The 22,487-nt window shown below is 70.5% G+C and carries 25 protein-coding genes; 6 read left to right on the forward strand and 19 right to left on the reverse strand.

Going from position 1 to position 22,487, the window contains the following annotated elements; genetic code table 11:
* Positions 1-328 precede the first annotated feature (328 nt).
* From OK345_RS06370 to OK345_RS06380, 3 genes are read right to left on the reverse strand one after another with little or no spacing between them, the layout of a single operon-like run.
* On the reverse strand, positions 329-796 hold the full coding sequence (locus tag OK345_RS06370; protein ID WP_265127081.1) for a DUF4426 domain-containing protein: 468 nt from the start codon (positions 794-796) through the stop codon (positions 329-331).
* A 7-nt stretch (positions 797-803) separates the two neighbouring features.
* Positions 804-1,643, reverse strand: coding sequence for a pyrroline-5-carboxylate reductase (gene proC / locus OK345_RS06375; RefSeq protein WP_265127082.1), 840 nt, complete (start codon positions 1,641-1,643; stop codon positions 804-806).
* 42 nt (positions 1,644-1,685) lie between these two features.
* Positions 1,686-2,363: a YggS family pyridoxal phosphate-dependent enzyme gene (locus OK345_RS06380; protein ID WP_265127313.1), complete on the reverse strand. Its 678-nt coding sequence runs from the start codon at positions 2,361-2,363 to the stop codon at positions 1,686-1,688.
* 84 nt (positions 2,364-2,447) lie between these two features.
* Between OK345_RS06380 and OK345_RS06385 the strand changes: the two genes are divergently transcribed.
* The 3 genes from OK345_RS06385 to OK345_RS06395 all read left to right on the forward strand — a co-directional run bounded on the left by OK345_RS06385 (position 2,448) and on the right by OK345_RS06395 (position 5,842).
* Complete coding sequence (locus tag OK345_RS06385; protein ID WP_265127083.1) at positions 2,448-3,485, forward strand: type IV pilus twitching motility protein PilT; 1,038 nt, start codon at positions 2,448-2,450, stop codon at positions 3,483-3,485.
* A 109-nt stretch (positions 3,486-3,594) separates the two neighbouring features.
* A complete protein-coding gene (locus OK345_RS06390) occupies positions 3,595-4,725 on the forward strand; it encodes a PilT/PilU family type 4a pilus ATPase (RefSeq protein ID WP_265127084.1) in 1,131 nt (376 codons plus the stop codon).
* A gap of 406 nt (positions 4,726-5,131) precedes the next feature.
* Positions 5,132-5,842 (forward strand): YitT family protein, encoded by a 711-nt coding sequence (locus OK345_RS06395; protein ID WP_265127085.1) that lies wholly within the window; start codon positions 5,132-5,134, stop codon positions 5,840-5,842.
* Positions 5,843-5,866: 24 nt separating this feature from the next.
* Here OK345_RS06395 and OK345_RS06400 read toward each other — a convergent pair whose 3' ends face one another.
* Together OK345_RS06400 and OK345_RS06405 are read right to left on the reverse strand one after the other, a co-directional pair.
* The gene (locus OK345_RS06400; protein WP_265127086.1) at positions 5,867-6,982 is read right to left on the reverse strand and encodes a hypothetical protein; all 1,116 of its coding nucleotides are present in this window, start codon (positions 6,980-6,982) and stop codon (positions 5,867-5,869) included.
* A gap of 23 nt (positions 6,983-7,005) precedes the next feature.
* Positions 7,006-7,542 (reverse strand): DNA-3-methyladenine glycosylase I, encoded by a 537-nt coding sequence (locus OK345_RS06405; RefSeq protein ID WP_265127087.1) that lies wholly within the window; start codon positions 7,540-7,542, stop codon positions 7,006-7,008.
* 117 nt (positions 7,543-7,659) lie between these two features.
* Here OK345_RS06405 and OK345_RS06410 point away from each other — a divergent pair, with 117 nt between their 5' ends.
* From OK345_RS06410 to OK345_RS06420, 3 genes are read left to right on the forward strand one after another with little or no spacing between them, the layout of a single operon-like run.
* Positions 7,660-8,226 (forward strand): YqgE/AlgH family protein, encoded by a 567-nt coding sequence (locus OK345_RS06410; RefSeq protein ID WP_265127088.1) that lies wholly within the window; start codon positions 7,660-7,662, stop codon positions 8,224-8,226.
* Positions 8,219-8,683, forward strand: coding sequence for a Holliday junction resolvase RuvX (gene ruvX, locus OK345_RS06415; protein WP_265127090.1), 465 nt, complete (start codon positions 8,219-8,221; stop codon positions 8,681-8,683). The genes OK345_RS06410 and ruvX overlap by 8 nt, the downstream gene beginning before the upstream one ends.
* 18 nt (positions 8,684-8,701) lie before the next feature.
* The gene (locus OK345_RS06420) at positions 8,702-9,649 is read left to right on the forward strand and encodes an aspartate carbamoyltransferase catalytic subunit (protein ID WP_265127091.1); all 948 of its coding nucleotides are present in this window, start codon (positions 8,702-8,704) and stop codon (positions 9,647-9,649) included.
* 47 nt (positions 9,650-9,696) lie between these two features.
* On the opposite strand, the gene OK345_RS06425 is transcribed toward OK345_RS06420, so the two are convergent.
* From OK345_RS06425 to OK345_RS06490, 14 genes are all read right to left on the reverse strand, one after another.
* The gene (locus tag OK345_RS06425; protein ID WP_265127092.1) at positions 9,697-9,963 is read right to left on the reverse strand and encodes a hypothetical protein; all 267 of its coding nucleotides are present in this window, start codon (positions 9,961-9,963) and stop codon (positions 9,697-9,699) included.
* A 166-nt stretch (positions 9,964-10,129) separates the two neighbouring features.
* Complete coding sequence (locus OK345_RS06430; RefSeq protein WP_265127093.1) at positions 10,130-10,525, reverse strand: putative zinc-binding protein; 396 nt, start codon at positions 10,523-10,525, stop codon at positions 10,130-10,132.
* On the reverse strand, positions 10,522-11,781 hold the full coding sequence (locus tag OK345_RS06435) for a hypothetical protein (RefSeq protein WP_265127094.1): 1,260 nt from the start codon (positions 11,779-11,781) through the stop codon (positions 10,522-10,524). Before OK345_RS06435 ends, OK345_RS06430 begins: the two co-directional genes overlap by 4 nt.
* Entirely contained in the window at positions 11,778-12,152 is a 375-nt protein-coding gene (locus tag OK345_RS06440) for a DUF2249 domain-containing protein (protein ID WP_265127095.1), read from the reverse strand. The genes OK345_RS06435 and OK345_RS06440 overlap by 4 nt, the downstream gene beginning before the upstream one ends.
* An 87-nt stretch (positions 12,153-12,239) precedes the next feature.
* Positions 12,240-13,472 carry an NnrS family protein gene (locus OK345_RS06445; protein WP_265127096.1) on the reverse strand — a complete coding sequence of 411 codons (1,233 nt, stop codon included), beginning with the start codon at positions 13,470-13,472 and terminating at the stop codon, positions 12,240-12,242.
* A 258-nt stretch (positions 13,473-13,730) separates the two neighbouring features.
* Complete coding sequence (locus OK345_RS06450; RefSeq protein WP_265127097.1) at positions 13,731-14,486, reverse strand: helix-turn-helix domain-containing protein; 756 nt, start codon at positions 14,484-14,486, stop codon at positions 13,731-13,733.
* Between the two features lie 19 nt (positions 14,487-14,505).
* Positions 14,506-15,822: an oxygen-independent coproporphyrinogen III oxidase gene (locus tag OK345_RS06455; RefSeq protein ID WP_265127098.1), complete on the reverse strand. Its 1,317-nt coding sequence runs from the start codon at positions 15,820-15,822 to the stop codon at positions 14,506-14,508.
* A 145-nt stretch (positions 15,823-15,967) separates the two neighbouring features.
* On the reverse strand, positions 15,968-17,329 hold the full coding sequence (gene mgtE / locus OK345_RS06460) for a magnesium transporter (protein ID WP_265127099.1): 1,362 nt from the start codon (positions 17,327-17,329) through the stop codon (positions 15,968-15,970).
* 139 nt (positions 17,330-17,468) lie between these two features.
* Complete coding sequence (ptsP, locus tag OK345_RS06465; protein ID WP_265127100.1) at positions 17,469-19,190, reverse strand: phosphoenolpyruvate--protein phosphotransferase; 1,722 nt, start codon at positions 19,188-19,190, stop codon at positions 17,469-17,471.
* 55 nt (positions 19,191-19,245) lie between these two features.
* Positions 19,246-19,515, reverse strand: coding sequence for an HPr family phosphocarrier protein (locus tag OK345_RS06470; protein WP_265127101.1), 270 nt, complete (start codon positions 19,513-19,515; stop codon positions 19,246-19,248).
* Entirely contained in the window at positions 19,508-19,900 is a 393-nt protein-coding gene (locus OK345_RS06475; RefSeq protein WP_265127102.1) for a PTS sugar transporter subunit IIA, read from the reverse strand. Before OK345_RS06475 ends, OK345_RS06470 begins: the two co-directional genes overlap by 8 nt.
* Positions 19,901-20,193: 293 nt before the next feature.
* Positions 20,194-21,072 carry an RNase adapter RapZ gene (gene rapZ, locus OK345_RS06480; protein ID WP_265127103.1) on the reverse strand — a complete coding sequence of 293 codons (879 nt, stop codon included), beginning with the start codon at positions 21,070-21,072 and terminating at the stop codon, positions 20,194-20,196.
* The gene (gene hprK / locus OK345_RS06485) at positions 21,069-22,019 is read right to left on the reverse strand and encodes an HPr(Ser) kinase/phosphatase (protein WP_265127104.1); all 951 of its coding nucleotides are present in this window, start codon (positions 22,017-22,019) and stop codon (positions 21,069-21,071) included. The genes rapZ and hprK overlap by 4 nt, the downstream gene beginning before the upstream one ends.
* The gene (locus OK345_RS06490; RefSeq protein ID WP_265127105.1) at positions 22,016-22,468 is read right to left on the reverse strand and encodes a PTS sugar transporter subunit IIA; all 453 of its coding nucleotides are present in this window, start codon (positions 22,466-22,468) and stop codon (positions 22,016-22,018) included. Before OK345_RS06490 ends, hprK begins: the two co-directional genes overlap by 4 nt.
* Positions 22,469-22,487: the final 19 nt, after the last annotated feature.

The following is a 22,487-nucleotide window of genomic DNA, read 5'->3' on the forward strand; positions in this document are numbered from 1 at the left end:
CGGCACGGCCTGCCGGACGCGGGCGCCGCAAGCGCGGACCTGTGCGCCAGCGGTCCGTTGGTGATCTTGCGGGCGTGCCTGCACGAGGGTGGAAGCGGACGATCCGGGGCGCCCGCCTGGTCGCCGACGATGGAGCGTGTGCGGAGCATGCGCCGGCCGTGCCGGGTTCCCGGCGGGCGACATCCACCGTCCGCATCCGGCCCCTGGGCCGGCTCCGTGGACGGACTCGTCTTGCGGGAACGACCGTCATCGCAGCCAGGGCCTCTTCCCCGATGCATGCGGTGCGAAGACCGCCCGCATTCGTCCCGGCGAGATCGCGGGCAACGCCTCAGAAATTGCGCTGGAACTTCACGCTGCCGCCGCCGTTGGCCGATTGCACCTGCAGGTCGAAACGCAGGGTGTCGTGCCGGCTGATCCGTACCAGGCCGACATGGTCGGCATAGCTGCCGGTGCGCACCGTGCGCAGCACGATCTGCTGGCGGCGCCCGGACAGGTCCACCGCGGTGGCGGTCACGGCGCCGTCGGCGGGCAGTTCGGCGCCCTGGCGCAGTTCGCGCAGCGCCACCACCAGCAGCGCCTGGCCGGCATCGCGCGGCACGCCGTAACTGCGGGCGACCGCCGGGTTCATCGCCAGGGTCGGCAGCACGTTGTAGTGCACGCGCAGTGCGCCGAAGTCGGAATGGCTGGGTTCCGCCGCCAGCACCGTTGCCGGGCGCGGGGTCTCGCTGCCGGAACAGCCGCCGAGCAGCGCCATCGCCAACATGCAGGCCGGCGGCAGGGCGGAGGGCAGGCGCATCGCCGGCTCAGTCGTTGGCGGCCGACAGCTCGCGCCCGCGTTGCGCGGCCGCGGCGATGGCACGGGCGGTCAGCGCTTCCAGGCCGCCGGCCTGGAAGGTCTCGATGGCGGCCTGGGTGGTGCCGCCGGGCGAGGTGACGCGGCGGCGCAGTTCGGCCGGCGCCTCGCCGGCCTCGGTCAGCATGCGCGCCGCACCGAGCACGGTCTCCAGCACCAGGGTGCGCGCGGCTTCGGCCGGCAGCCCCTGCTCCAGTGCCGCGGCTTCCATCGCCTCGGCCAGCAGGAACACGTAGGCCGGGCCGCTGCCGGAGACGGCGGTGACCGCGTCCATGCTCGCCTCGTCCTCGATCCACACCGTGCGCCCGGCGCTGGCCAGTACCTGTCCGGCCTGCGTGCGTTGGGCCGGCGCGACCCGCGGATTGGCGAACAGGCCGGTGACGCCGGCGCCGAGCAGGGCCGGGGTGTTGGGCATGGCGCGCACCACGGACTGGCCGCCGCCGAGCCAGCGGTCGAGCTGGCCGGCGGTGATGCCGGCGGCGATCGACAGCACCAGCGGATGCCGCCCCTGCGCGGTGGCGGCCAGCGCGGCGCAGACCTCGCGCATCACCTGCGGTTTCACCGCCAGCACCCACAACGCCGCGTCCCGCACGGCGTCGCCGGCATCGGCGAAGGTACCCACGCCGAAGTCCCGTTGCAGCGCGTCGCGCAGTGCGGCCACCGGTTCGGCCACGCGGATCGCGCTGCCGGGCGTGCCCTGGCGGACCAGCCCGGCGATCAGGCTGCGGGCCATGTTGCCGCCGCCGATGAAGGCGATCGTCGGGGTCGGGGCGGAAGCCGGATTGTTCATCGTTTGCCTCGTCGTGGCGCGCCTGCGGCAGGCGCGGCGGAATCAGGGGGAAGGGCGCTCGCCGAACAGCGCGGTGCCCACGCGGACCATGGTCGCGCCTTCGGCGATGGCCAGGGCGAAATCCCCGCTCATCCCCATCGACAGCGTATCGACATGGGGGTGCGCGACGGCCAGCGTTTCGAACAGCGCATGCATGCGGCTGAATGCGGCGCGCCGGCGTGCCGGGTCCGGATACGGCGCCGGGATGGCCATCAGCCCGCGCAGGCGCAGGCGCGGTTCGGCGGCGATGGCGGCCGCCAGCGCCGCCACCTCTTCAGGACGGCAGCCGTGCTTGCTGTCCTCGTCGTCGATGTCGACCTGGACCAGCACGTTCAGCGGCGCGCGCCCGGCGGGGCGGTGACGCGCCAGTGCCGCCACCAGCTTGGGCCGGTCCACGCTCTGCACCCAGTCGAACAGCTGCGCGGCCTGCTCGGCCTTGTTGGATTGCAGGTGGCCGATCAGATGCCACTCCAGGCCCAGGCCGGACAGTTCGGCGATCTTGGCCGCCGCTTCCTGCACGTAGTTCTCGCCGAACGCGCGCTGCCCCTGCGCCGCGAGCGCGGCCACCGCCGCCGCCGGCTGGGTCTTGGACACCGCCAGCAGGCGTGCCGGTGGCCGCCCGGCGGCACGGGCGGCGTTGTCCATGTCCGTAAGAATCTGGTGGAGGGATGCGGCCGGCAAAAGGAGCATTCCAGTCGTGGGAAGGAGGCTATACTGCGGCCTGGGGAAAAATCCTTCCAGTCGCAGCAAGGGGAGCAGCAGCGTATGGATATCGCTGAACTATTGGCGTTTTCGGTCAAGAACAAGGCATCGGACCTGCACCTGTCTGCAGGCCTGCCGCCGATGATCCGTGTCGACGGCGATGTCCGTCGCATCAACATCCCGGCGCTCGACCACAAGCAGGTGCACGCGCTCGTGTACGACATCATGTCGGACAAACAGCGCCGCGACTACGAGGAGTTCCTCGAGGTCGACTTCTCGTTCGAGATCCCGTCGCTGGCGCGCTTCCGCGTCAACGCGTTCAACCAGAACCGCGGCGCCGGTGCGGTGTTCCGTACCATTCCGTCCGAGGTGCTGACGCTGGAGGACCTGGCCTGCCCGCCGATCTTCCGCGAACTGATCCAGCAGCCGCAGGGCCTGATCCTGGTGACCGGTCCGACCGGCTCGGGCAAGTCGACCACGCTGGCGGCGATGATCGACCACATCAACAAGAACGAGTACGGGCACATCCTCACCGTCGAGGACCCGATCGAGTTCGTGCATACCTCGCAGAAGTGCCTGATCAACCAGCGCGAGGTGCACCGCGACACCCACGGCTTCAACGAGGCGCTGCGCTCGGCGCTGCGCGAGGACCCGGACATCATCCTGGTCGGCGAGTTGCGCGACCTGGAGACCATCCGCCTGGCGCTGACCGCCGCGGAAACCGGGCACCTGGTGTTCGGCACCCTGCATACCAGCTCGGCGGCCAAGACCATCGACCGCATCATCGACGTGTTCCCGGCCGGCGAGAAGCCGATGGTGCGCTCGATGCTGTCCGAGTCGCTGCGCGCGGTGATCTCGCAGGCGCTGCTGAAGAAGGTCGGCGGCGGCCGCACCGCGGCCTGGGAAATCATGGTCGGCACCCCGGCCATCCGCAACCTGATCCGCGAGGACAAGGTGGCGCAGATGTACTCGGCGATCCAGACCGGCCAGCAGATGGGCATGATGACGCTCGACCAGCACCTGCAGGACCTGGTCAAGCGCAGCCTGATCACCCGCAACCAGGCCCGCGAGTACGCCAAGGACAAGCGCCTGTTCGAATGACCGGCACGGGCATGCCGCTGCCGGCGGCCGTCATGCGCGGCAGGGGGCCGCGCACGACGGCGTCGCCACAGGCCCTCCATTCCAGCACCGCATTATCCGGAGCAAAGCCATGAGCACCATCGACTTCACCTCGTTCCTCAAGCTGATGGCGCACCAGAAGGCGTCGGACCTGTTCATCACCTCGGGCATGCCGCCGTCGATGAAGGTGCACGGCAAGATCACGCCGATCACGCAGACGCCGCTGACCCCGCAGCAGAGCCGCGACATGGTCCTCAACGTGATGACCCCGGCCCAGCGCGAGGAGTTCGAGAAGACCCACGAGTGCAACTTCGCCATCGGCGTGGCCGGCGTCGGCCGCTTCCGCGTCTCCTGCTTCTACCAGCGCAACCAGGTGGGCATGGTGCTGCGCCGGATCGAGACCCGGATCCCGACGGTGGAGGAGCTGAACCTGCCGCCGGTGATCAAGACCCTGGCGATGACCAAGCGCGGCATCATCATCTTCGTCGGCGCCACCGGCACCGGCAAGTCGACCTCGCTGGCGGCGATGATCGGCTACCGCAACCAGAACTCGACCGGGCACATCATCACCATCGAGGACCCGATCGAATTCGTGCACAAGCACGAGGGCTGCATCATCACCCAGCGCGAGGTCGGCATCGACACCGACAGCTGGGAGAACGCGCTGAAGAACACCCTGCGCCAGGCCCCGGACGTGATCATGATCGGCGAGGTGCGCACCCGCGAGGGCATGGACCACGCCATCGCCTTCGCCGAAACCGGCCACCTGGTGCTGTGCACGCTGCATGCCAACAACGCCAACCAGGCGATGGACCGCATCATCAACTTCTTCCCGGAAGACCGCCGCAACCAGCTGCTGATGGACCTGTCGCTCAACCTCAAGGGCGTGGTGGCGCAGCAGCTGATCCCGACCCCGGACGGCAAGGGCCGCCGCGTGGCGATGGAGATCATGCTCGGCACGCCGCTGGTGCAGGACTACATCCGCGACGGCGAGATCCACAAGCTCAAGGAAGTGATGAAGGAATCCGTGCAGCTGGGCATGAAGACCTTCGACCAGAGCCTGTTCGAGCTGTACCAGGCCGGCGAGATCAGCTACGAGGACGCGCTGCGCTACGCCGACTCGCAGAACGAGGTGCGCCTGCGCATCAAGCTCTCGCAGGGCGGCGACGCCAAGACCCTGGCGCAGGGCCTGGACGGGGTGGAGATCGCCGAGGTCCGGTGACGTCCCACCCTGTTGGCGGAAGATGCAGGCCCGGTCGACGACCGGGCCTTTTTCTTGGTCATTCATCCAGGCACGGAGAGGGCAGCCGATGTCCCCCTGTCGCGACCGACGTCGCTCCTGCCCCGTAGGAGCGGCGTCGGTCGCGAGCTTTCCGCGCAGCAACACGGCGGCCCTGGAATGCGCTCCTTCCTCGGATGCGGGAAGAACCTTTTCCCGCGCGTTTTCGCTTGGGCGGGAAGCCCGCAGGTTCGGCCCGTGGCGCGCTGGGGCTGGGCTGGCGCACGCGGGCGATCCCGGATTCCACGCCCTCCCGGCGACTTCGACGGGCGATGCCGCGTCGGCAAGGTGGCAAAAATAGTTGCATTTGTATCTAATTGCCGTCCCCCACAATCTTCCCCAGTCCCCCATGACTGCTCCTGTCTCCGATCCTGTCGGCGGTTCGCCCGTGGCCGACGGTCACCTCGTCACTGCCGGTCCGTTGACCCCGCCGCCCGACAGTGCCGGCACCGTCGCCGACCAGAAGGCCCTGCGCCATTCCGTCGCCGAGGACGTGCAGGGCATGGTGCTGGCCACGCTGGTGGCCTCGCTGGGGCTGTCGGTGTTCGCCCAGGGCGGGCTGATGATCGGCGGCATGGCCGGGGTGGCGTTCCTGGTGCACTACGCGCTGGAGTGGAACTTCGGCCTGGTGTTCGTGCTGGTCAACGTGCCGTTCTACTGGCTGGCGGTGCGGCGCATGGGCTGGGAGTTCACCCTCAAGACCCTGGCCGCGGTGACCGCCTGCGGCGTGCTGACCGACCTGTTGCCGCGCTGGGTGGCCTACTCGACGATGGCGCCGCTGTATTCGGCCATCGTCGGCGGCGCGCTGGCCGGATTGGGGATGCTGTTCTTCATCCGCCACCGCGCCAGCCTGGGCGGGATCGGCGTGCTGGCGGTCTATCTGCAGCGCAGCCGCGGCTGGAGCGCCGGCAAGGTGCAGATGGCGTTCGATACCGTGTTGATGGTCGCCGCCTGTTTCGTGCTGTCGCCGCTCAACGTGCTGTATTCGGCGCTGGGCGCGGTGGTGCTGAGCCTGGTGTTGATGTTCAACCACCGGCCCGGCCGCTACATGGGCGTCTGAGCCGGGCGTGGCGGCGCCGGAGGCTCAGCCGGCGCCGGCGGGAACGATTTCCACCCGGTGCAGGCGGCGTTCGCTGCGCAGCTCCAGGCTGGTGGCCTGTTCGCCGGGCGCGTCGAACAGCCACAGCTGGCAGCAGTTCTCGTAGGACGCCATGTAGCTGCTGCGGAAGGCCACCAGGCTGGCGCCGAGGCAGCGTCCGCCGCTTTCGACCCGCATGTCGGCCACGAAATCGAAGGTGTAGTGCCCGGCGAAGCGCCACGGCCATTGCCAGCGGGTGTCCCCGTCGATTGCGGAGTCGGCGGGAACGGGACAGCGCTGCCCGGGATCGGGGGCGATCTGCCTGCCATCGTCGTCGAACTGCAGCAGTGCCAGCTGGCGCTCGATCGCGGCGAGCAGTTGCCGGTCCTGCAGGATCGCGCGCTGTGCTTCGTCCGCGGGCGGACTTTCGCCGGCCGGCGCGGCCAGGCGGTGCCGGTGGCGGTAGTCGATGCGCAGCGCATGGGAGGGCGTGCGTTCGGCCGGATCGGCGGACAGTGGGCGGTCGAGGGTGAGCAGGTCGCCGTGGTAGTCGCCGTCGCGGTAGCCGACATGGCGCCGGCCGTCGATGCGCAGGAAATACACCGCCTGGTCGCCGCCGCGGCCGTTGATCGAGTAGCTGCGCGGGCCCTCCGTCCCGTCGCTGCCGGCGAACACGAAGGTGTCGCCGTGGCGGCGGCCGACCTCGATGGTGGAAAACAGCCCGGTGCCGCCGCTGTAGTAGGACAGCAGCAGGTCGTTGTGGCCGTCGTCGTCCAGGTCGGCCAGCGCCAGCGACAGGCCGCCCAGTTCCACCGGCCGCTCGCGTTGCGGGTCGTCCGCCTGCAGGAAATGCAGCACCGCTTCCCAGTCGGCCGGGGCGACATGCTGCGGCCGCGCCGGCGGTGTTGGGGCAGCATCGGCATCTGGCTCCACCGGCAGTTCGAACCAGTGCAGCGTTTCGTCCTGATAGCGCGCCAGCACCTTGTCGATGGGCATGGGCTCGTCGATCGGCTGCGCCGCGATCTCGCCGCGCAGGCGTTCGAGGACGTCGTCGAGCGTGGCGGCATGGGCGCCGGCGACGGGGACGGACAGCGCAAGGAAAAACAGCAGGCGCGGGAGCATGGCGGGTGCTTGCCGGCGCGGAATCAACGCCGCATCCAGTGCGGGTCGAGCCGGCAGATGACGTGGTAGACCGGGCAGCGCTCGTGGTGCGCGCCGGGCAGGTAGCCCAGGCTCATCAGGAACTCGCCGGTGATCTCGCCGCCGGTGAAGCGGAAGGTCTTCTTGAACAGCTTCACCCAGCCCGGCTTGTCCAGCGGGTGGTGCGCATCGAGCCAGGCGGCGAAACTGCCGTGGCTGTGCCGCAGCTGCTGGATGACCTGGGCATTGTGGATGGCGGCCTGCACCTTGAGCCGGTTGCGGATGATGCCGGCATCGTCCAGCAGGCGCGCCACGTCCGCCTCGCCGTAGCCGGCCACCGCGTCGACGTCGAAGCCGCTGTAGGCGCGGCGGAAGTTGTCGCGCTTGCGCAGGATGGTTTCCCAGCTCAGTCCGGCCTGGTTGATTTCCAGCACCAGCCGCTCGAACAGTTCGGCTTCCTCGCGCTGCGGAAAGCCGTATTCGGTGTCGTGGTAGCTGCCATGGACCGGATGGCCGGGGGCGAAGTCGCAGTAGTTGCTCATGCGGGTTGCCGAGGTGGAGGGATGGGCATTGCCGGCGCGCGTGCGGCCGGTACGGATGCCGTCCCCGATTATCGCAGCGTGGCGGCTTCATCACCGCGCAGACGATAGAATGGCGGCATGTCCGCGCTTTCCACCCAACTCGCCAACCACCTGCTGGTCGCGCTGCCGTCGCTGGCCGACCCGAACTTCGCGCGCAGCGTGGCGCTGATCTGCCAGCACGATGGCGATGGCGCGATGGGCGTGGTGGTCAACCAGCCCTCGGACTACACGCTGGGCGAGGTGCTGTCGCAGATGGACATCCATACCGACGACGCCACGCTGCGCGGCCGCCCGGTGCTCAATGGCGGGCCGGTGCATCCGGAGCGCGGCTTCGTGATCCACGACGATGCGCGCGCCTGGGATTCCAGCCTGGAAGTCGGCGGCGGCCTGTACCTGACCACCTCGCGCGACATCCTCGAAGCGATGGCGCATGGCGACGGCCCGCGCAACGCGCTGGTGGCGCTGGGCTGCGCCGGCTGGGGCGCCGGGCAGCTGGAGCACGAACTGGCCGAGAACAGCTGGCTGACGGTGCCGGCCGACGGCGGACTGCTGTTCGAGCTGCCGCTGGAAAGCCGCTGGCAGAGCGCGGCCGCACGCATCGGCGTGGACCTGTTCCGGCTCACGGACTACAGCGGGCATGCCTGAGGCCGTGCTTCGCCGCGATGCCACGGTGCTCGGCTTCGACGTCGGCTCGCGCCGCATCGGCGTGGCCATCGGCAGCGCGTTCGGCGTCAGTGCGCGGGCGGTGGCGGTGGTCGACGTGCATGGCAACGGCCCGGACTGGGCCGCGCTGGACCGCCTGCACAAGGAATGGCGTCCGGGCGGCCTGGTGGTCGGCGACCCGTTGACCCTGGAGGGCGAGGACCAGCCCAACCGCAAGCGCGCCCATGCCTTCGCCCGCCAGCTGCGGCAGCGCTACCAGCTGCCGGTGGTGCTGGTGGACGAGCGCTCCAGCTCGGTCGAGGCCGCCCGCCGCTTCGCGGTCGAGCGCGCCGAAGGCCGCAAGCGCCGCCGCGACGCGGCCAACCTCGACGCCGTGGCCGCCGCGGTGATCGTCGAACGCTGGCTGTCGGCGCCGGACGACGCCACCCCCATTTCCTGACCTGTACCGAACCCCGCCATGACCGCATCGCAACTCGACTCCGACGGACGCCTGCGCCACCTGCTGACCCTGGAAGGGTTGCCCCGACAGACCCTGCTGCAACTGCTCGACCGCGCCGGCCAGATCCGCGATGCCGCGGTCGGCCGCGTCGGCAAGCGCAGCGTGCTGGCCGGCACGGCGGTGTGCACGCTGTTCTTCGAGCCCTCCACCCGCACCCGCAGCTCGTTCCAGCTGGCCGCGCAGCGGCTGGGCGCGGACGTGCTGAACTTCGACGCCTCCACCTCGTCCACCCGCAAGGGCGAGACCGCCTGCGACACCCTGCGCAACCTGGAGGCGATGGGCGTACGCGGCTTCGTGGTGCGCCATCCCGACGACGGTGCGGTGGCCGAGCTGGCCGCGGCGGCGGGCGAGGGCACGGCGCTGATCAATGCCGGCGACGGCCGCAGCGCGCACCCCACCCAGGGGTTGCTGGACATGCTGACCCTGCGCCAGGCCAAGGGGCCGGACTTCTCCCGGTTGAAGGTGCTGATCGTCGGCGACGTGAAGCACTCGCGGGTGGCCCGCACCGACCTGCATGCGCTGCGCACGCTAGGCGTCGGCGAGATCCGCGTCTGCGGGCCGCAGTCGCTGCTGCCCGACGAGGACACCCTGAAGGGCTGCGTGGTCGGACAGGATTTCGACGCGATGCTGGAAGGCGCCGACGCGCTGATGATGTTGCGCCTGCAGCGCGAGCGCATGGAGGAAGGGTTGGTGCCGTCGCTGGAGCAGTACCATGCCGACTATGGCCTGACGAATGCGCGCCTGGCCCGCGCCGCCACCGATGCCGCGGTGCTGCATCCGGGCCCGATCAACCGCGGCGTGGAGGTCACCGACGAAGTGGCCGACGGTCCGCAGTCGTGGGTGCTGCGCCAGGTCGCCAACGGCGTGGCGGTGCGCATGGCGGTGCTGGAGACGCTGCTGGGCTGACGCCGGAGGGCGGAAGGCCGTGCGGCTTCCGCCCGCGGGTGCCGCCCTCAATCCGGGCGTGGCGCCGAGGCGAGGATGGCCAGTTGTTCCTGCGCCTCGGGATGGCCCGCGGCGGCCGCCGCGCGCAGCTGCTCCAGCGTGGGATGCAGCACGATCAGCAGCGGCATCTCGCACTCCGGGCAGTGGTATTCGCTCTGCTCGTCGTGCAGTTCCATTTCCATGTCGCGCGAGCTGCCCTGCCATTCGCAGGCGGGGCAGGCATGGCGCTGCTCGCGCCAGCCGGGCTGGTAGTAGTCGTTGACGGTGGTGGTCATGGAGTTTCCGGGGACGGCAGTCGACAAGTGGCCGGCACGCGGAGCGGCGCGGCGGCCGTCTGCTTGCGGGGCGGCAAGTGTAAGCGTCCGCCACGGCTTCGCCCATGCCGGCGGTTGCGGGGCGCCATCGCAGCGGAGTTGTCGCCGCCGCGGCGGAAGCCGGCTTTCAGGCTGCGTCGCTGTCCGCGTCCGCCGCCGGTTGCAGCCGGCGTGCCTGCGGCAGTACTTCGTCCAGGTACACACCGCGTGCCTGGACCGCATCGAAGTCGGCATGGCGGCGCTTCTTGACCCCGTAGTCGGACAGGGTCAGGTACACGTCCGCGGCCACCCCGGCCTTGTCCAGGCAGGCCTTCACGCAATGCAGGACGCAGCCATCCAGGGCGATGACCGGACGCTGCGACTGCGCGGTGCGCACCAGGCCGGCAACGCCGCCGCCGACGCCGGCGATGCACGACATCTCCGCCGCGCCGGCGCGGTCCAGCCACAGCGCCAGCTGGTTGGCCATCTGCGCGGCACTGGAGCATCCCGAGCACGAGTACACCAAGGGAAGTTTCTGGCTCATCCGCTTGTCCTCCGTTGGTTGCGGATAAAGGAAAAGCGCCGCGCACGCTGCAGGCACGCGCATTGCGCGACGAAGCTGCAGGCGTAGGCGAGCAGCAGCGCGGCACCGGCGGTACGGGTCAGCCCCGGCATCGCGGTGGCCGCCGCCAGCAGTGCGGCGGCGCCGGCGTGGGCGACGAACAGCAGGCGCTTGCGCCGCTCGGGGAACAGGCCGTCCACCCCGGGGATGCGAAGGCCGCGCGGGCAGCGCCGGCGCAATTCCACCCAGGCGATGAAGCCGGTGATTTCCAGCTGCATGCCGTGCAGCATCAGCGGCAGGCCGATGGCGATGGCCAGGGTGCCGGCCAGCACCGGCGCGATGTCGGCGCGTGGCGCGAGCAAGGCGACCGAGGCGGCGGCCGCCACGGCCAGGCTGCCGCAGCCCCAGGACAGCGCCAGCGCCAGATTGCGGCGATGGTGGGCGCGCAGTTGCAGCCACAGCGAGGCGGCGGCGAACGCCAGCGCCAGGCTGGCGCCGGCGATGCGCAGCACCTGCGCGCCATGGCCGATCATGCCGGCGCCGGCCAGCAGGCCCAGCAATGTGGTCCACAACCAGGCCCGCAGCGCCGCTGGCGGGAGCGGGCGGGTGCCCTGGAACATCGGCAGGGTCACGCTGCCCACCGCGGCCATCAACGCCAGCACCCAGCCCCACAGGCCGATGCCGGCATGCAGGTCCGCGACCGATGGCAGCGGCAACGCCACGCGGCCGGACAGGATCGCGGCCGCCAGCAGGCCCAGCCCTGCGGTCGCCGCCAGGCACGCCAGCGACAGGCCGATGCCGGCGCGCAACAGGCGCACGCCATGTCCGCGCAGCAGGCCGGCCAGGGCCAGGGCCGCGAACAGCAGCAGCACCGCAGCCATCAACCCGCCCGGCAGCCACAGCCAGGCAGGGCGGCTGCCGGCCAGTAATGCGGCGAACAATGCCAGTCCCAGGTTGAGGCCGGCATGCAGCCAGGGCGCCAGTCCCGGCCACGGCAGCGGCGCACCGGCGGCGACCGGCAGGAACTGCAGCAGGCTGCCGAGCATGGCGTTGCCCAACACGCCGAGGGTGAACAGGTGCACCAGCGCTACCGTCGGCAGCGCCCAGCGCGAGACCAGCAGCGACGGCCCCTGCAGCAACAGCCAGCCACCGGCCACCGCGCCCCACAACGGGGCCGTGAGCAGGAACCGCAGCGGCCGCATGGCCGGAGGTGCGCGGGTGATGGCCAGCCCGCTCATCGATACGGCGGCGCCTTCAGCCGCCACGCATCGGCGGCGTGGCAGATGGCGATGCCGGTGCCATGGTCGGGCAGCGCCCACAGGTGGTAGGCGTAGCCGTGGGCGTCGAGGAGGTCGAGCAGCGGCGCCGGCCAATGCGGGGTCAGCGCCACCAGCTGCGCGTGGCGCGGCAGTTGCTCCAGTTCGGCGAGGATCCGCTGCAGGGGCTCGGGGGCCGGCAGCAGGCGCAGGTCGAGCGCGGCGGACATGGCGGCGGCAAGCGGGCCGGGCAGGGGGCCGGTATCGACCGCGATGCCGGCGGCATCGAAGGCTTCCAGCAGCAGCCGGCAACCTTCGCTGCCGGGTTCGGGAACGGAAACGCATGGTCTCATCGCCGGACCTCCGGGCAGCCTGCCTGCCGACCGCGGGCGTGGCCGGCTTCGAACCCCGGGCACGGGCAGGAGCCGCGGCACATGCGCTCAGCCCTCGCGTCCATCGTGGCGCGGAATCAGGTAGATGTGGCCGATCCGGGCCACCCACGGCGAGAACGCCAGCAGCCAGCCGACAGCGCTCAGCGCCTGCCATGCGCCGGCGTCGGCAACGATTTCGGCCACCACCCGCATGACCGCGACCACCTGGATGGCGACGAAGGCGAACCAGGCCACCGGCGTCATCCGCAGCGGCCGCCCGGAGTGGCCCTGGGTCACGCGGGTCACCATCGCCACCAGCAGGCTGCCGAAGAACCCGATGAACAGCGCATGCGCCGGACCGCGGCCGAGGATCGCCTGTCCGCCCAGCAGCCAGGCCAGGCTCTGCACCACGTACAGCGCCAGCGTCACCGGCAACCATGCCAGGCCGACGAACAGCACCCGCAGCAGTCCGGGCATCGGTCCGCGCGGCCACCAGCGCCACAGTGCGACGCAGGCGAGCAGCAACAGCGGCAGGTCGGCCAGCCACAGCCAGCCCGGGGCCGGCGCCATTTCCAGCCCGAGGTGCAGCAGCGCGAATGCCCAGAACGCCGCCAGCCACCACAGCGGCCGCCAGGAACGGTAGCCGGGAACGACATTGCCGGCGAAGAACGGGAACATGCGGTGGGCGACGGTGACGTAGACCGGCAGCAGCAGGCCGAAGCCACCGAGCTTGAGGCTGGCCAGCGCCCAGGCCGGGCTGGCGCCCTGCACGAAGGCGGCGAATGCCCACAGCCCGGCGTAGCCCAGCAGCAACGCGGCCATGCACGAGCGGGCGTGCCAGGTGCGGCCGGCCTCGGCCAGCAGCAGCCGGCCCAGCCACCACAGGCCGATGCTCCAGCCCAGCAGCGACAGCGCCAGGCCGACGTGGAAGGCCCGCTGCCAGCCCGCCGCGCCGAGCAGGATGGCCAGCTGGCCGCCGATCAGGCCGATGCCCACCGGCAGGTAGTGGCGGCGCCCCAGTTCGGGCAGGCCCATCCAGCGCGGGAACACGGTGAGCAGGAAACCGAAGATGAAGCTGGGCAGCACCAGGTACTGCATGACGAAGGCATGCAGCCAGCCGGCGAACACCGCCGGTACCGGCATCGTCGGCAGCGGCCAGCGCGCGGCCAGCAGCCACAGCGCCCACCAGGCCATCGCCAGCAGCAGGTTGCTGGCGCCGATGAAGAACATCAGCCGGTGCGGCGCACGTCCCAGGTTGCCCAGCGACGCGCCGCCACGGGAAGGACGCGGATGTGTTTCCATGCCGGGCAGTCTGCGCCGGCGTTGCCGGCACCGCCTTGACCTGCGTCAGCCGCGCGGCGCATTCATCCGCGGCGCTGCGGGGGCGGGGCAGGCCCGGCTCCGGGCGGAAACCGCAGGCGGGCATGGCATGCCCCGTGCGTGGCCGGGGGCAGCGCGTGATCGCCCAGGTGCCGGTCTGCCGGGCGTTGGGAGGGTGTCATGGGCGGAACTGGCGGACGGAGCGGTCGCCGGGTGCGGACGATGCCGCTGGCGGCGCCCTCAGTGGCGCAGCACGGTCATGGCGATGTCTTCCAGCTTCGGCAGGTCGAGTATCTCGACGTCGCGGTGCTTGACGTGCAGCAGCCCGTCCTGCTCGAAGCGCTTGAGCACGCGGCTGACGGTTTCCGGCGCCTGCCGCAGGTAGTTGGCGATGTCGGTACGCGACATCGTCAGCTGGAAACGCCGCGGCGAGAATCCGCGCGCTGCCAGCCGCCGCGACAGCCCGATCAGGAACGCGGCCATGCGTTCGTAGGCCGAGTGGTCGCCGGCGAACAGCGAAGCCACGCCGATGTCGTGGCTCATCAGCCGGAACAGGTGCTGCTGCAGGTTGGGCAGTTGGGTGGCCAGGGTGGCGATCTGGCTGAACGAGAAACGGCACAGCATCACCGTGTCCAACGCCACCGCATTGCAGGGATAGCGCTCGGCATGGATCGCGTTCAGGCCGATCACCTCGCCGGGCAGGTGGAAGCCCAGCACCTGCTCGCGGCCGTCGCGGTCCATGGTGAAGGTCTTGACCATGCCGGCGCGCACCGCGGCGATGGCGCCGAAAGGATCGCCCTCGCGGAACACGTGATCGCCCGGCTGCAGCGGCCCGACATGCTCGACCAGCATGTGCAGGTCCTTCAACGCGCGCTTGTCCATGCCTTCGGAAAGGCAGGCTTGCGAGAACGCGCAGGTCGAGCAGAAGGTCAGCCCGTCGCCGTCGTCGGACAGCACGGTGGCATCGATGCGCGGGAATACGACTCCGGACTTCACCTGGACATTCCTGGGACGATCAGCGGGGCCTGCAGGGACCCGCTGGCGACAGGTCGGCAGCGCGGGATGGGGTTCGTTCGAAGCACTGCGCGATGATACGCAACCACCGGCGACCGTGCGAGGTCGCACGTATCACCTGGCCGTCGAATTCGACCAGGCCGGCATAGCGCGGCGCCTGCAGGCGCTGCAGCGCATCCTGCAGGCGTTGTGCCGCATCCAGCGCAAAACGGTGGCTGAGCCGGGCCAGGTCGAGCCTGCCTTCGCAGACCAGCGCATCCAGCGCGTCGGCGCGGATGCGGTCGTCCTCGTCCAGCAGCACCCCGCGCTCGACCGGCAGCCGGCCGTGGTCGACGGCGTCCTCCCATTCGCCGAGCCGTCCTGCGTTGAGGCTGACGCTGGCGCCGATGCGGCTCAGGGCGCCTGCACCCAGCCCGACCAGGTCGGTTTCCGTGTGCGTGGTGTAGCCGATGGCATCGTGCTGCAGGCCGGCAGCGGCCTGCGCCAGCAGCAGGGCGCTGCCGGGCAGGACGAAATGCTCCAGGCCCAGGTGCACGTAGCCGGCGTCGAGCAGTCGTCGCTCGCCGGGCGAAGGAGTGGCGGGGGGCGCGCCGCGCAATGGCAGCCGCGGTGCATGCAGCAGCACGTGGTCCGGCCGCGCCTGCAGGACCAGCTCCAGCATCGGCAGGGAGACATCGCCGAAGCGTGCCGGGGCGGTCGCGGGCAGTTCCACCGCGACGGTCCCGAAACCGCTGTCGTGGCAGTGCCGGACCAGGGCCGGCAGCGCCGGCGCGGCCGGCGAGCGCCTCAGCAGCAGGCGTGCGTGGTTGAAACCGGCATCGGCCAGCGGTTCGATCATCTGCGGGTCCAGCGTGTGCGGGTCCAGCCCGATCGCGCACTCCAGCCTGCGCGGTCCGGCCAGCGAGAAGTGGTGGCGGATGACGTCCAGCAGTTCCGCCGCCTGGGCCGGATCGAGGAACGCGGGCGTGCCGCTGCCCAGGTATATCCGCAGCACGTCGCGGTCGCGGTCGAACAGGGCCGCCTTCAGCGCGATCTCGCGATACAGCCGCAGCAGGTAGGCGTTGCTGTGCGTGGCCGGGCCGCCGCCGGGCGATGCGTCGCGCTGGCAGCTGCAGGCCGATCCGCAGGCCGGCGTGTGCAGGTGCAGCGACAGCGGCTGCGGGATCAGGTCGTCGTTGCTGCGCGCGATGGTTTGCCGCAATGCGGCCTCGTCGAAATCGCCGGACAGCCTTGCCAGGCCGGGGTAGTGCGCATCGCCGCCGGCGCGGGATTGAGCGTGCGGAGATGACGCATCGTCGCTGGCGAAGGGAGTGATCATCGCCCCCAGCCTAGCCCCGGCCCGGGAGCGGCTCTTTGATATTGGTCAATTCGCCGGTGGATGCCGTTCCGGCAGCCATGGCGTCTCCCGGGGCCGCCGCGCGGTTCCGCAGGACGTCGTGCGCCGGCGCATCCCGGCTGGCCGTTCAGTGCAGCAGGATCACGGTGGCCAGGCCGAGGAAGCTGAAGAAGCCCATCACGTCGGTGACCGCGGTGACCACCACGGTGCCGGCCACCGCCGGGTCCACGTTCATGCGCTTGAGCATCAGCGGCAGCAGCACGCCGGACAGCGCCGCGGCGCAGAAGTTGATGACCAGCGCCAGCGCGATCACCAGCGACAGCAGCCAGCTGCCGAACCAGACGAAGGCGATCAGGCCGACGATGCCGCCGATCAGCACGCCGTTGATCAGCGCCACCCGGGTTTCCTTCCACAACAGGATGCGGGCGTTGCTGGGGCCCACCTGTCCCAGCGCCAGGCCGCGCACCATCAGCGTCAGCACCTGCACCGCGGCGTTGCCGCCGATGCCGGCGACGATCGGCATCAGCACCGCCAGCGCGACGATCTTCTCCAGCGTGACCTCGAACTGGCCGATCACCGTGGCCGCCAGGAACGCGGTGCACAGGTTGATGCCCAGCCACACCACGCGGCCGCGCACGGCGCGCTTGATCGGCGAGAACAGATCCTCTTCCTCGTCCAGGCCGGCCGCGCCCAGCGCCTGGTGCTCGGCCTGTTCGCGGATGATGTCGACCACGTCGTCGATGGTGATGCGGCCGAGCAGGATGTTGTTGTCGTCCACCACCGGCGCCGAGATCCAGTCGTGGTCGGAGAACTGCCGCGCCACTTCCTGCGCGCTCTCGCCCACGTCGATGGCCGGCTGCTCGTCGTCGATCAGCCGGTTGATCGGGGTGGAGTCCTCGTGGGTGACCAGCGATGCCAGCGACACCCGGCCCAGGTACTGGTGGCGGCGGCTGACCACGAACAGGTGGTCGGTGTGGTCGGGCAGTTCGCCGCGCAGGCGCAGGTAGCGCAGCACCACGTCGACGTTGACGTCGGCGCGCACGGTCACCACGTCCGGGTTCATCAGGCGGCCGGCGGTGTCCTCCGGGTAGGACAGCACCTGCTCCAGCCGCTCGCGGTTCTCGCGGTCCATCGACTTGAGCACTTCGTCGATGACGGTGTCGGGCAGGTCCTCGACCAGGTCGGCCAGGTCGTCGATGTCCAGGTCTTCGACCGCGGCGATGATCTCGTCCGGGTCCATGTCCGCGAGCAGGCTCTCGCGCACCTCGTCGCCGACGTGGACCAGCACCTCGCCGTCGTCTTCCGGATCGACCAGGCCCCACACCACCTCGCGCTTGCCCGGCGGCAGCGACTCGAGCAGGTTGCCGATTTCCGCCGGCGCCAGCGTGTTGACCAGACGGCGTACCGGCCCGAGCCGACCACTATCAAGCGCATCCGAGAGCAGTCGCAGCTGGCGTGCAGTCTTGTCGTGGCGTACGGCTTCGGCCATGCGCAGCTCCCCGGGGAAAATAAAAGGCCGCTATCCGGCGAGGATGCGGCAGCAGAGGTGGTCAGCGCGTCATTATCGCGTGCGCGGTCCGATGATGCACCGCTTTTGTGTCACCGCGACGCGTCTCCGGCGGCGGGCGCTATGCCGCGTCGATGCTGGCGATCCAGCGTTCGATGCCGCGCCGGTCGCGGGCCTGCAGCAGCTTGCGGCCGCGCGCGCGCAGCTGCGACAGGTCGCTGTCGCGGATCGTGCGCCGCACTTCCAGCAGCGTGGCCGGGTGCAGGCTGAACTCGGTGAGGCCCAGCGCCAGCAGCAGCGGCGTCAGCTGCGGGTCGCCGGCGATCTCGCCGCATACCGCCACCGGCTTGCCATGGGCCTGGCCGGTGGCGATCACCTGCGCCAGCAGCCGCAGCACGGCCGGATGCAGCGGCGAATACAGCTCGCCGACGGCCTCGTTGTTGCGGTCGGCCGCCAGCAGGTACTGCACCAGGTCGTTGGTGCCGATGGACAGGAAGTCGACCAGGTCGATGAAGCTCTCCAGCGCGATGGCCGCGGCCGGCACCTCGATCATCGCGCCGATCGGCAGGTGCTCGGCGATCTCGTGGCCTTCGGCGCGCAGCGCGGCGGCCACCCTGGCCAGCCGCCGCCGCACGGCGAGGATCTCCTCGCGCGCGCTGACCATCGGGATCAGCAGGCGTACCGGACCGTAGCCGGAGGCGCGCAGGATCGCGCGCAGCTGGGTGTCGGCCACCTTCGGCCGGGCCAGCGACAGGCGCACGCCGCGCAGCCCCAGCGCCGGGTTCTCCTCGCTGCTGAGGGTCAGGCCGGTACGGTCGGCCTTGTCCGCGCCCAGGTCCAGGGTACGGATGGTGACCGGGCGTCCGCTCATGCCCAGCGCGGTGTCGCGGTAGATGCGGAACTGTTCTTCCTCGTCCGGCAGCTCGTTGCGTTGCAGGAACAGGAACTCGGTGCGGTACAGCCCCAGGCCGTGCGCGCCCATCGCGTGGGCCTGCGACACGTCGTCATGCGATTCGGCGTTGGCCAGCAGGGTGATGTCCACCCCGTCGCGGGTGCGGGTGGGCTTGGAGCGCAGGCGGCCCAGGTCGCGCTGTTCGCGGGCCAGCTCGCGCAGGCGCAGGCGGTAGTTGCGCAGGTCCGCCGGGGCGGGATCGATGGTGACGTCGCCGCTGCCGCCGTCGACGATCAGCACGTCGCCGTCGCTGACCTTCTGCAGCGCGCTGGCCGCGCCCACCACCAGCGGCAGGTGCAGGCTGCGCGCGAGGATGGCGCTGTGCGACAGCGTGCTGCCGGCGCTGGTGACGATGCCGACCACGCCCTGCGCCTGCAGCTGCGCCAGTTCCGACGGGGCGATGTTGTCGCAGACCAGGATCTCGCCGGCCAGGCCCTTCACGTCCGGCGGGCGCTTCTGCAGGAAGGCGTGGATGCGGCCGATGACGTGGTCCAGGTCGTCCATCCGGCTCTTCAGGTAGGCGTCCTCCATCCCGTCGAAGACCTTGGCCAGGCGGTCGCGTTGCAGGCGCAGCGCGTAGCCGGCGCTGTAGCGGCCGCTGCGGATCAGTTCGTCCAGGCCGTACAGCAGTTCGGGATCGTCCAGCAGCAGCGCGTGCAGGTCGAGGAACTCGCCGACGTCGCGGGGCAGGGCGCCCTGCAGCCGGTGGCGCAGCTGGTGCATCTCGGCACGGGCGGCATCCACGGCCTGGTGCAGGCGGCGCAGCTCGTCCTGCACCTTGGCGGCAGGGATGCGCTGCTCGGCCACCTCCAGCGCATGCGGCAGGCGTACCCGGGCACGGCCCAGCGCGCTGCCGCGCGAGGCGCCATGCCCGGACAGGCGCACGGACATCAGCCCCTCCCCGGCGACGGGGCGCGCAGGCGGAGCGATGGCCGTGCCCTTGGCATCAGCTGTCCTCGTCGAAGCGGCGTTCGAACAGCGCCGCCAGCGCTTCCATGGCCGCGGCCTCGTCCTCGCCTTCCACCCGCACCGTCACCGGCGTGCCCTGGCCGGCGGCCAGCAGCATCACGCCCATGATGCTCTTGGCGTTGACCTCGCGGCCCTTGGCCACCAGCGTGGCGTTGCAGCGGAAACCGGACAGCAGCTGCACCAGCTTGGCGGTGGCGCGGGCGTGCAGCCCGAGGCGGTTCGATACGGTGAGTTCGCGTTCAAGCATCGTCGACAATCGCTCCATTGCGGGTGCCTGCGGCAGCAGTCGCAGGCAGTTGATCCAGTCCCTGTTCCGGATAATTCATCACCCGCAGCAGCATCGGCAGGCTCAGTGCCGCCACCCGTCTCACCGGGGTCCCGAGCCGGGCCAACCGGTCGGCCAGATTGCTCGGGCTGGCGCCGTACAGGTCGGTCAGGATCAGGACGCCGTCGCCGCCATCCACCCGGCGCAAGGCGGCCGAGGCTTGGGGCAGCAGCGAATCCAGGTCCGCGTCGAACGGTACTTCGAAAGCTTCTGTCTTCAGCGGCAGTTGCCGCAGCAACCGGGTCGCCACGTCCAGCAGGGCCGCGCCGATTCCGGGATGGGTTACGAGGAGAATGCCACAGGTCATCGTGAAACGTTAACAGGTCGCGATGAACCTGCGATAGCAGGGTGACGACCCTGATGTGTTCCGTATTCAGCAGCAGTGGATACTCCGCGTGCCTGCTGCCTTGTGCCAGCCGGCGGCCGTCATTTGCCGGGAATCTGGTGGCGGCAACAGCCGCCTTCGGCGGGGACCGGGATACGCGCCGCAACCGCCGTCGGGCACCTCGATGACAGGCGCGTCGGCCCGCGCCTGCAGCTGCCGCCTCAGTCCGCGGCCCGCGGCCACCAATCGCGGCGCGGATGCGCGGCCGCCGCCGCTCAGTCCAGTTCGCGGTGGAACGTGGCCACCTCGGGCCAGCCCTGCTCGCGTGCGTGCCGGGCCATGCGTTCGGCCAGGTAGACGGAACGATGCTTGCCGCCGGTGCAGCCGAAGGCGACGGTGACGTAGCTGCGGGTGTCGTTGCGCAGCCGCGGCAGCCAGGTGTCGAGGAAACCGGTCAGCTGCTCGGTGTAGAGGATCACCTCCGGCTGGATTTCCAGGTACTCGCGCACGCCGTGATCGCGCCCCGACAGTGGCCGCAGGTCCGGGTCCCAGTGCGGATTGGGCAGTACCCGGGCGTCGAACACGAAGTCGGCCTCGGCCGGCACCCCGCGCTTGTAGGCGAACGATTCGAACAGCAACGACAGGTTGTTGCCCTGGCTGAGGGCGAATTCGGTGACGATCCGCCGCCGCAGCTGGTGGACGTTGAGCCCGCTGGTATCGATGACCTGGTTGGCCTCGCGCCGCAGCGGCGCGGTCAGCTCGCGCTCGCGCACGATCGCTTCGGGCAGCGACAGGCCCAGGTGGCTGAGCGGGTGCCGGCGGCGGGTGTCGGCGTAGCGCTTGAGCAGGGCCTCGTCGTCGGCTTCGAAGAACAGCAGCTGCGCCTCGATCCCGTATTCCTGCGCGGCCTGGCGCCAGCGCGCCAGCTGGCTCAGGTCGCTGCGCCCGCGCACGTCGATGCCGACCGCCAGCCGCCGCGGGGTGTCGGCGTCGCGCTCGCCCAGCACGCTGCGCACGAAGTCCGGCAGCAGGTTCACCGGCAGGTTGTCCGAGCAGTAGTAGTCCAGGTCCTCGAAGGTCTTCAGCGCCACCGACTTGCCCGAGCCGGACAGGCCGCTGACGATGACCAGGATCGGTGCGGCGCTCCGGTTCATGGCGTGCGCCGTTCCAGCAGGTTGCTGTGGCGGGCGATGAACATCGCCGCCGGGTCGATGCCCTTGGTGCGCAGGATGTGCAGGCGGGTGGCCGCTTCGGTCAGCACCGCCAGGTTGCGGCCGGGCATCACCGGCAGGGTGATCAGCGGCACGTCCAGGTCCAGCACGTGGCGGGTACCCGAGTCGCCGGTCAGGCGCTCGTAGCCGTGCGGGGTGGGTTCGGTCATCGGCTTGGTCAGGTGCACGATCAGGCGCAGGTACTTGTTCTTCTTGACGGCGGTGTCGCCGAACATCTGGCGGACGTTGAGCACGCCCAGGCCGCGTACCTCCAGCAGGTCCTGCAGCAGCTCGGGGCAGGTGCCGTCGAGCACGTCCGGGGCGATCTGGGTGAATTCTGGCGCATCGTCGGCGACAAGACGATGACCGCGGCTGAGCAGTTCCAGCGCCAGTTCGCTCTTGCCCGAGCCGGCCTCGCCGGTGATCAGCACGCCGATCGAGTAGATCTCCATGAACACGCCGTGCAGGGTCACCCGCGGCGCCAGCGTGCGCGCCAGGTGGTAGGAGAGGTGGTTGAGCAGCTCGTGGCCGCGCTTGGGCGAGATCCACAGCGGGGTGTTCGATTCGTCCGCCGCCGCGCGCAGGTCCTCCGGGCACGACTGGTTCTTGGTGATGACCAGCGCCAGCGGGTGCGACTGCATGATCCGCTCGATGGTCTCCCAGCGCTGGCGCGAATCCAGCGAGTCCAGCCAGGACAGTTCCTCGGTGCCGAGGATCTGCACCTTGTTCGGGTAGATCGCATTGAGATAGCCGGCCAGCGACGGCCGCCGCGAGACGGTGTTGCCGGCTTCCAGCTCGCGCTGCGCGCCTTCCTGGCCGGCGACCCAGCGCAGGGCGAGCTTGTCTTTCTGCTGGTCGAACAGTTCGCGGGCGGTGATGCTGGTGTTCATGCGGCGCTGGTCCGGGGCGGGAATTCGAGGATCTGCCTGAGCGCGCGGCTGTCGCTGGTGGCGCGCAGCGCCGCGCGCACGCCGGCATCGGAGAACAGTTCGGCCAGTTCGGACAGCAGCATCAGGTGCTGGTGGGTGTAGTGGGCGGGAACGGCGAGGGCGAACACCAGGTCGACCGGTTCGTCGCCGCCGAAATCGACCGGCTGCAGCAGCCGCAGCAGGGCGCCGCGGGGGCGGTCCAGCGAGGGTGCGCGGCCATGCGGAATGGCGATGCCGTGGCCGATGGCGGTGCTGCCCAGCGTCTCGCGCTGGCGCAGGCTCTGGTAGATGTCTTCGGTACCGGCCTGGCGGCAGGCCAGCAGTTGCGCGGCGGCCAGCAGCGTGCTGTCGCGGTCGGCGGCCGCGAGCACTTGCGTGCGCACGGCCACCAGAAGGTCAGTCAGGGGCATGTCGGGGTCTGGCGGTGGC

The sequence above is a fragment of the Xanthomonas chitinilytica genome (genome assembly GCF_026107455.2).
Lineage (GTDB): Bacteria > Pseudomonadota > Gammaproteobacteria > Xanthomonadales > Xanthomonadaceae > Stenotrophomonas > Stenotrophomonas chitinilytica.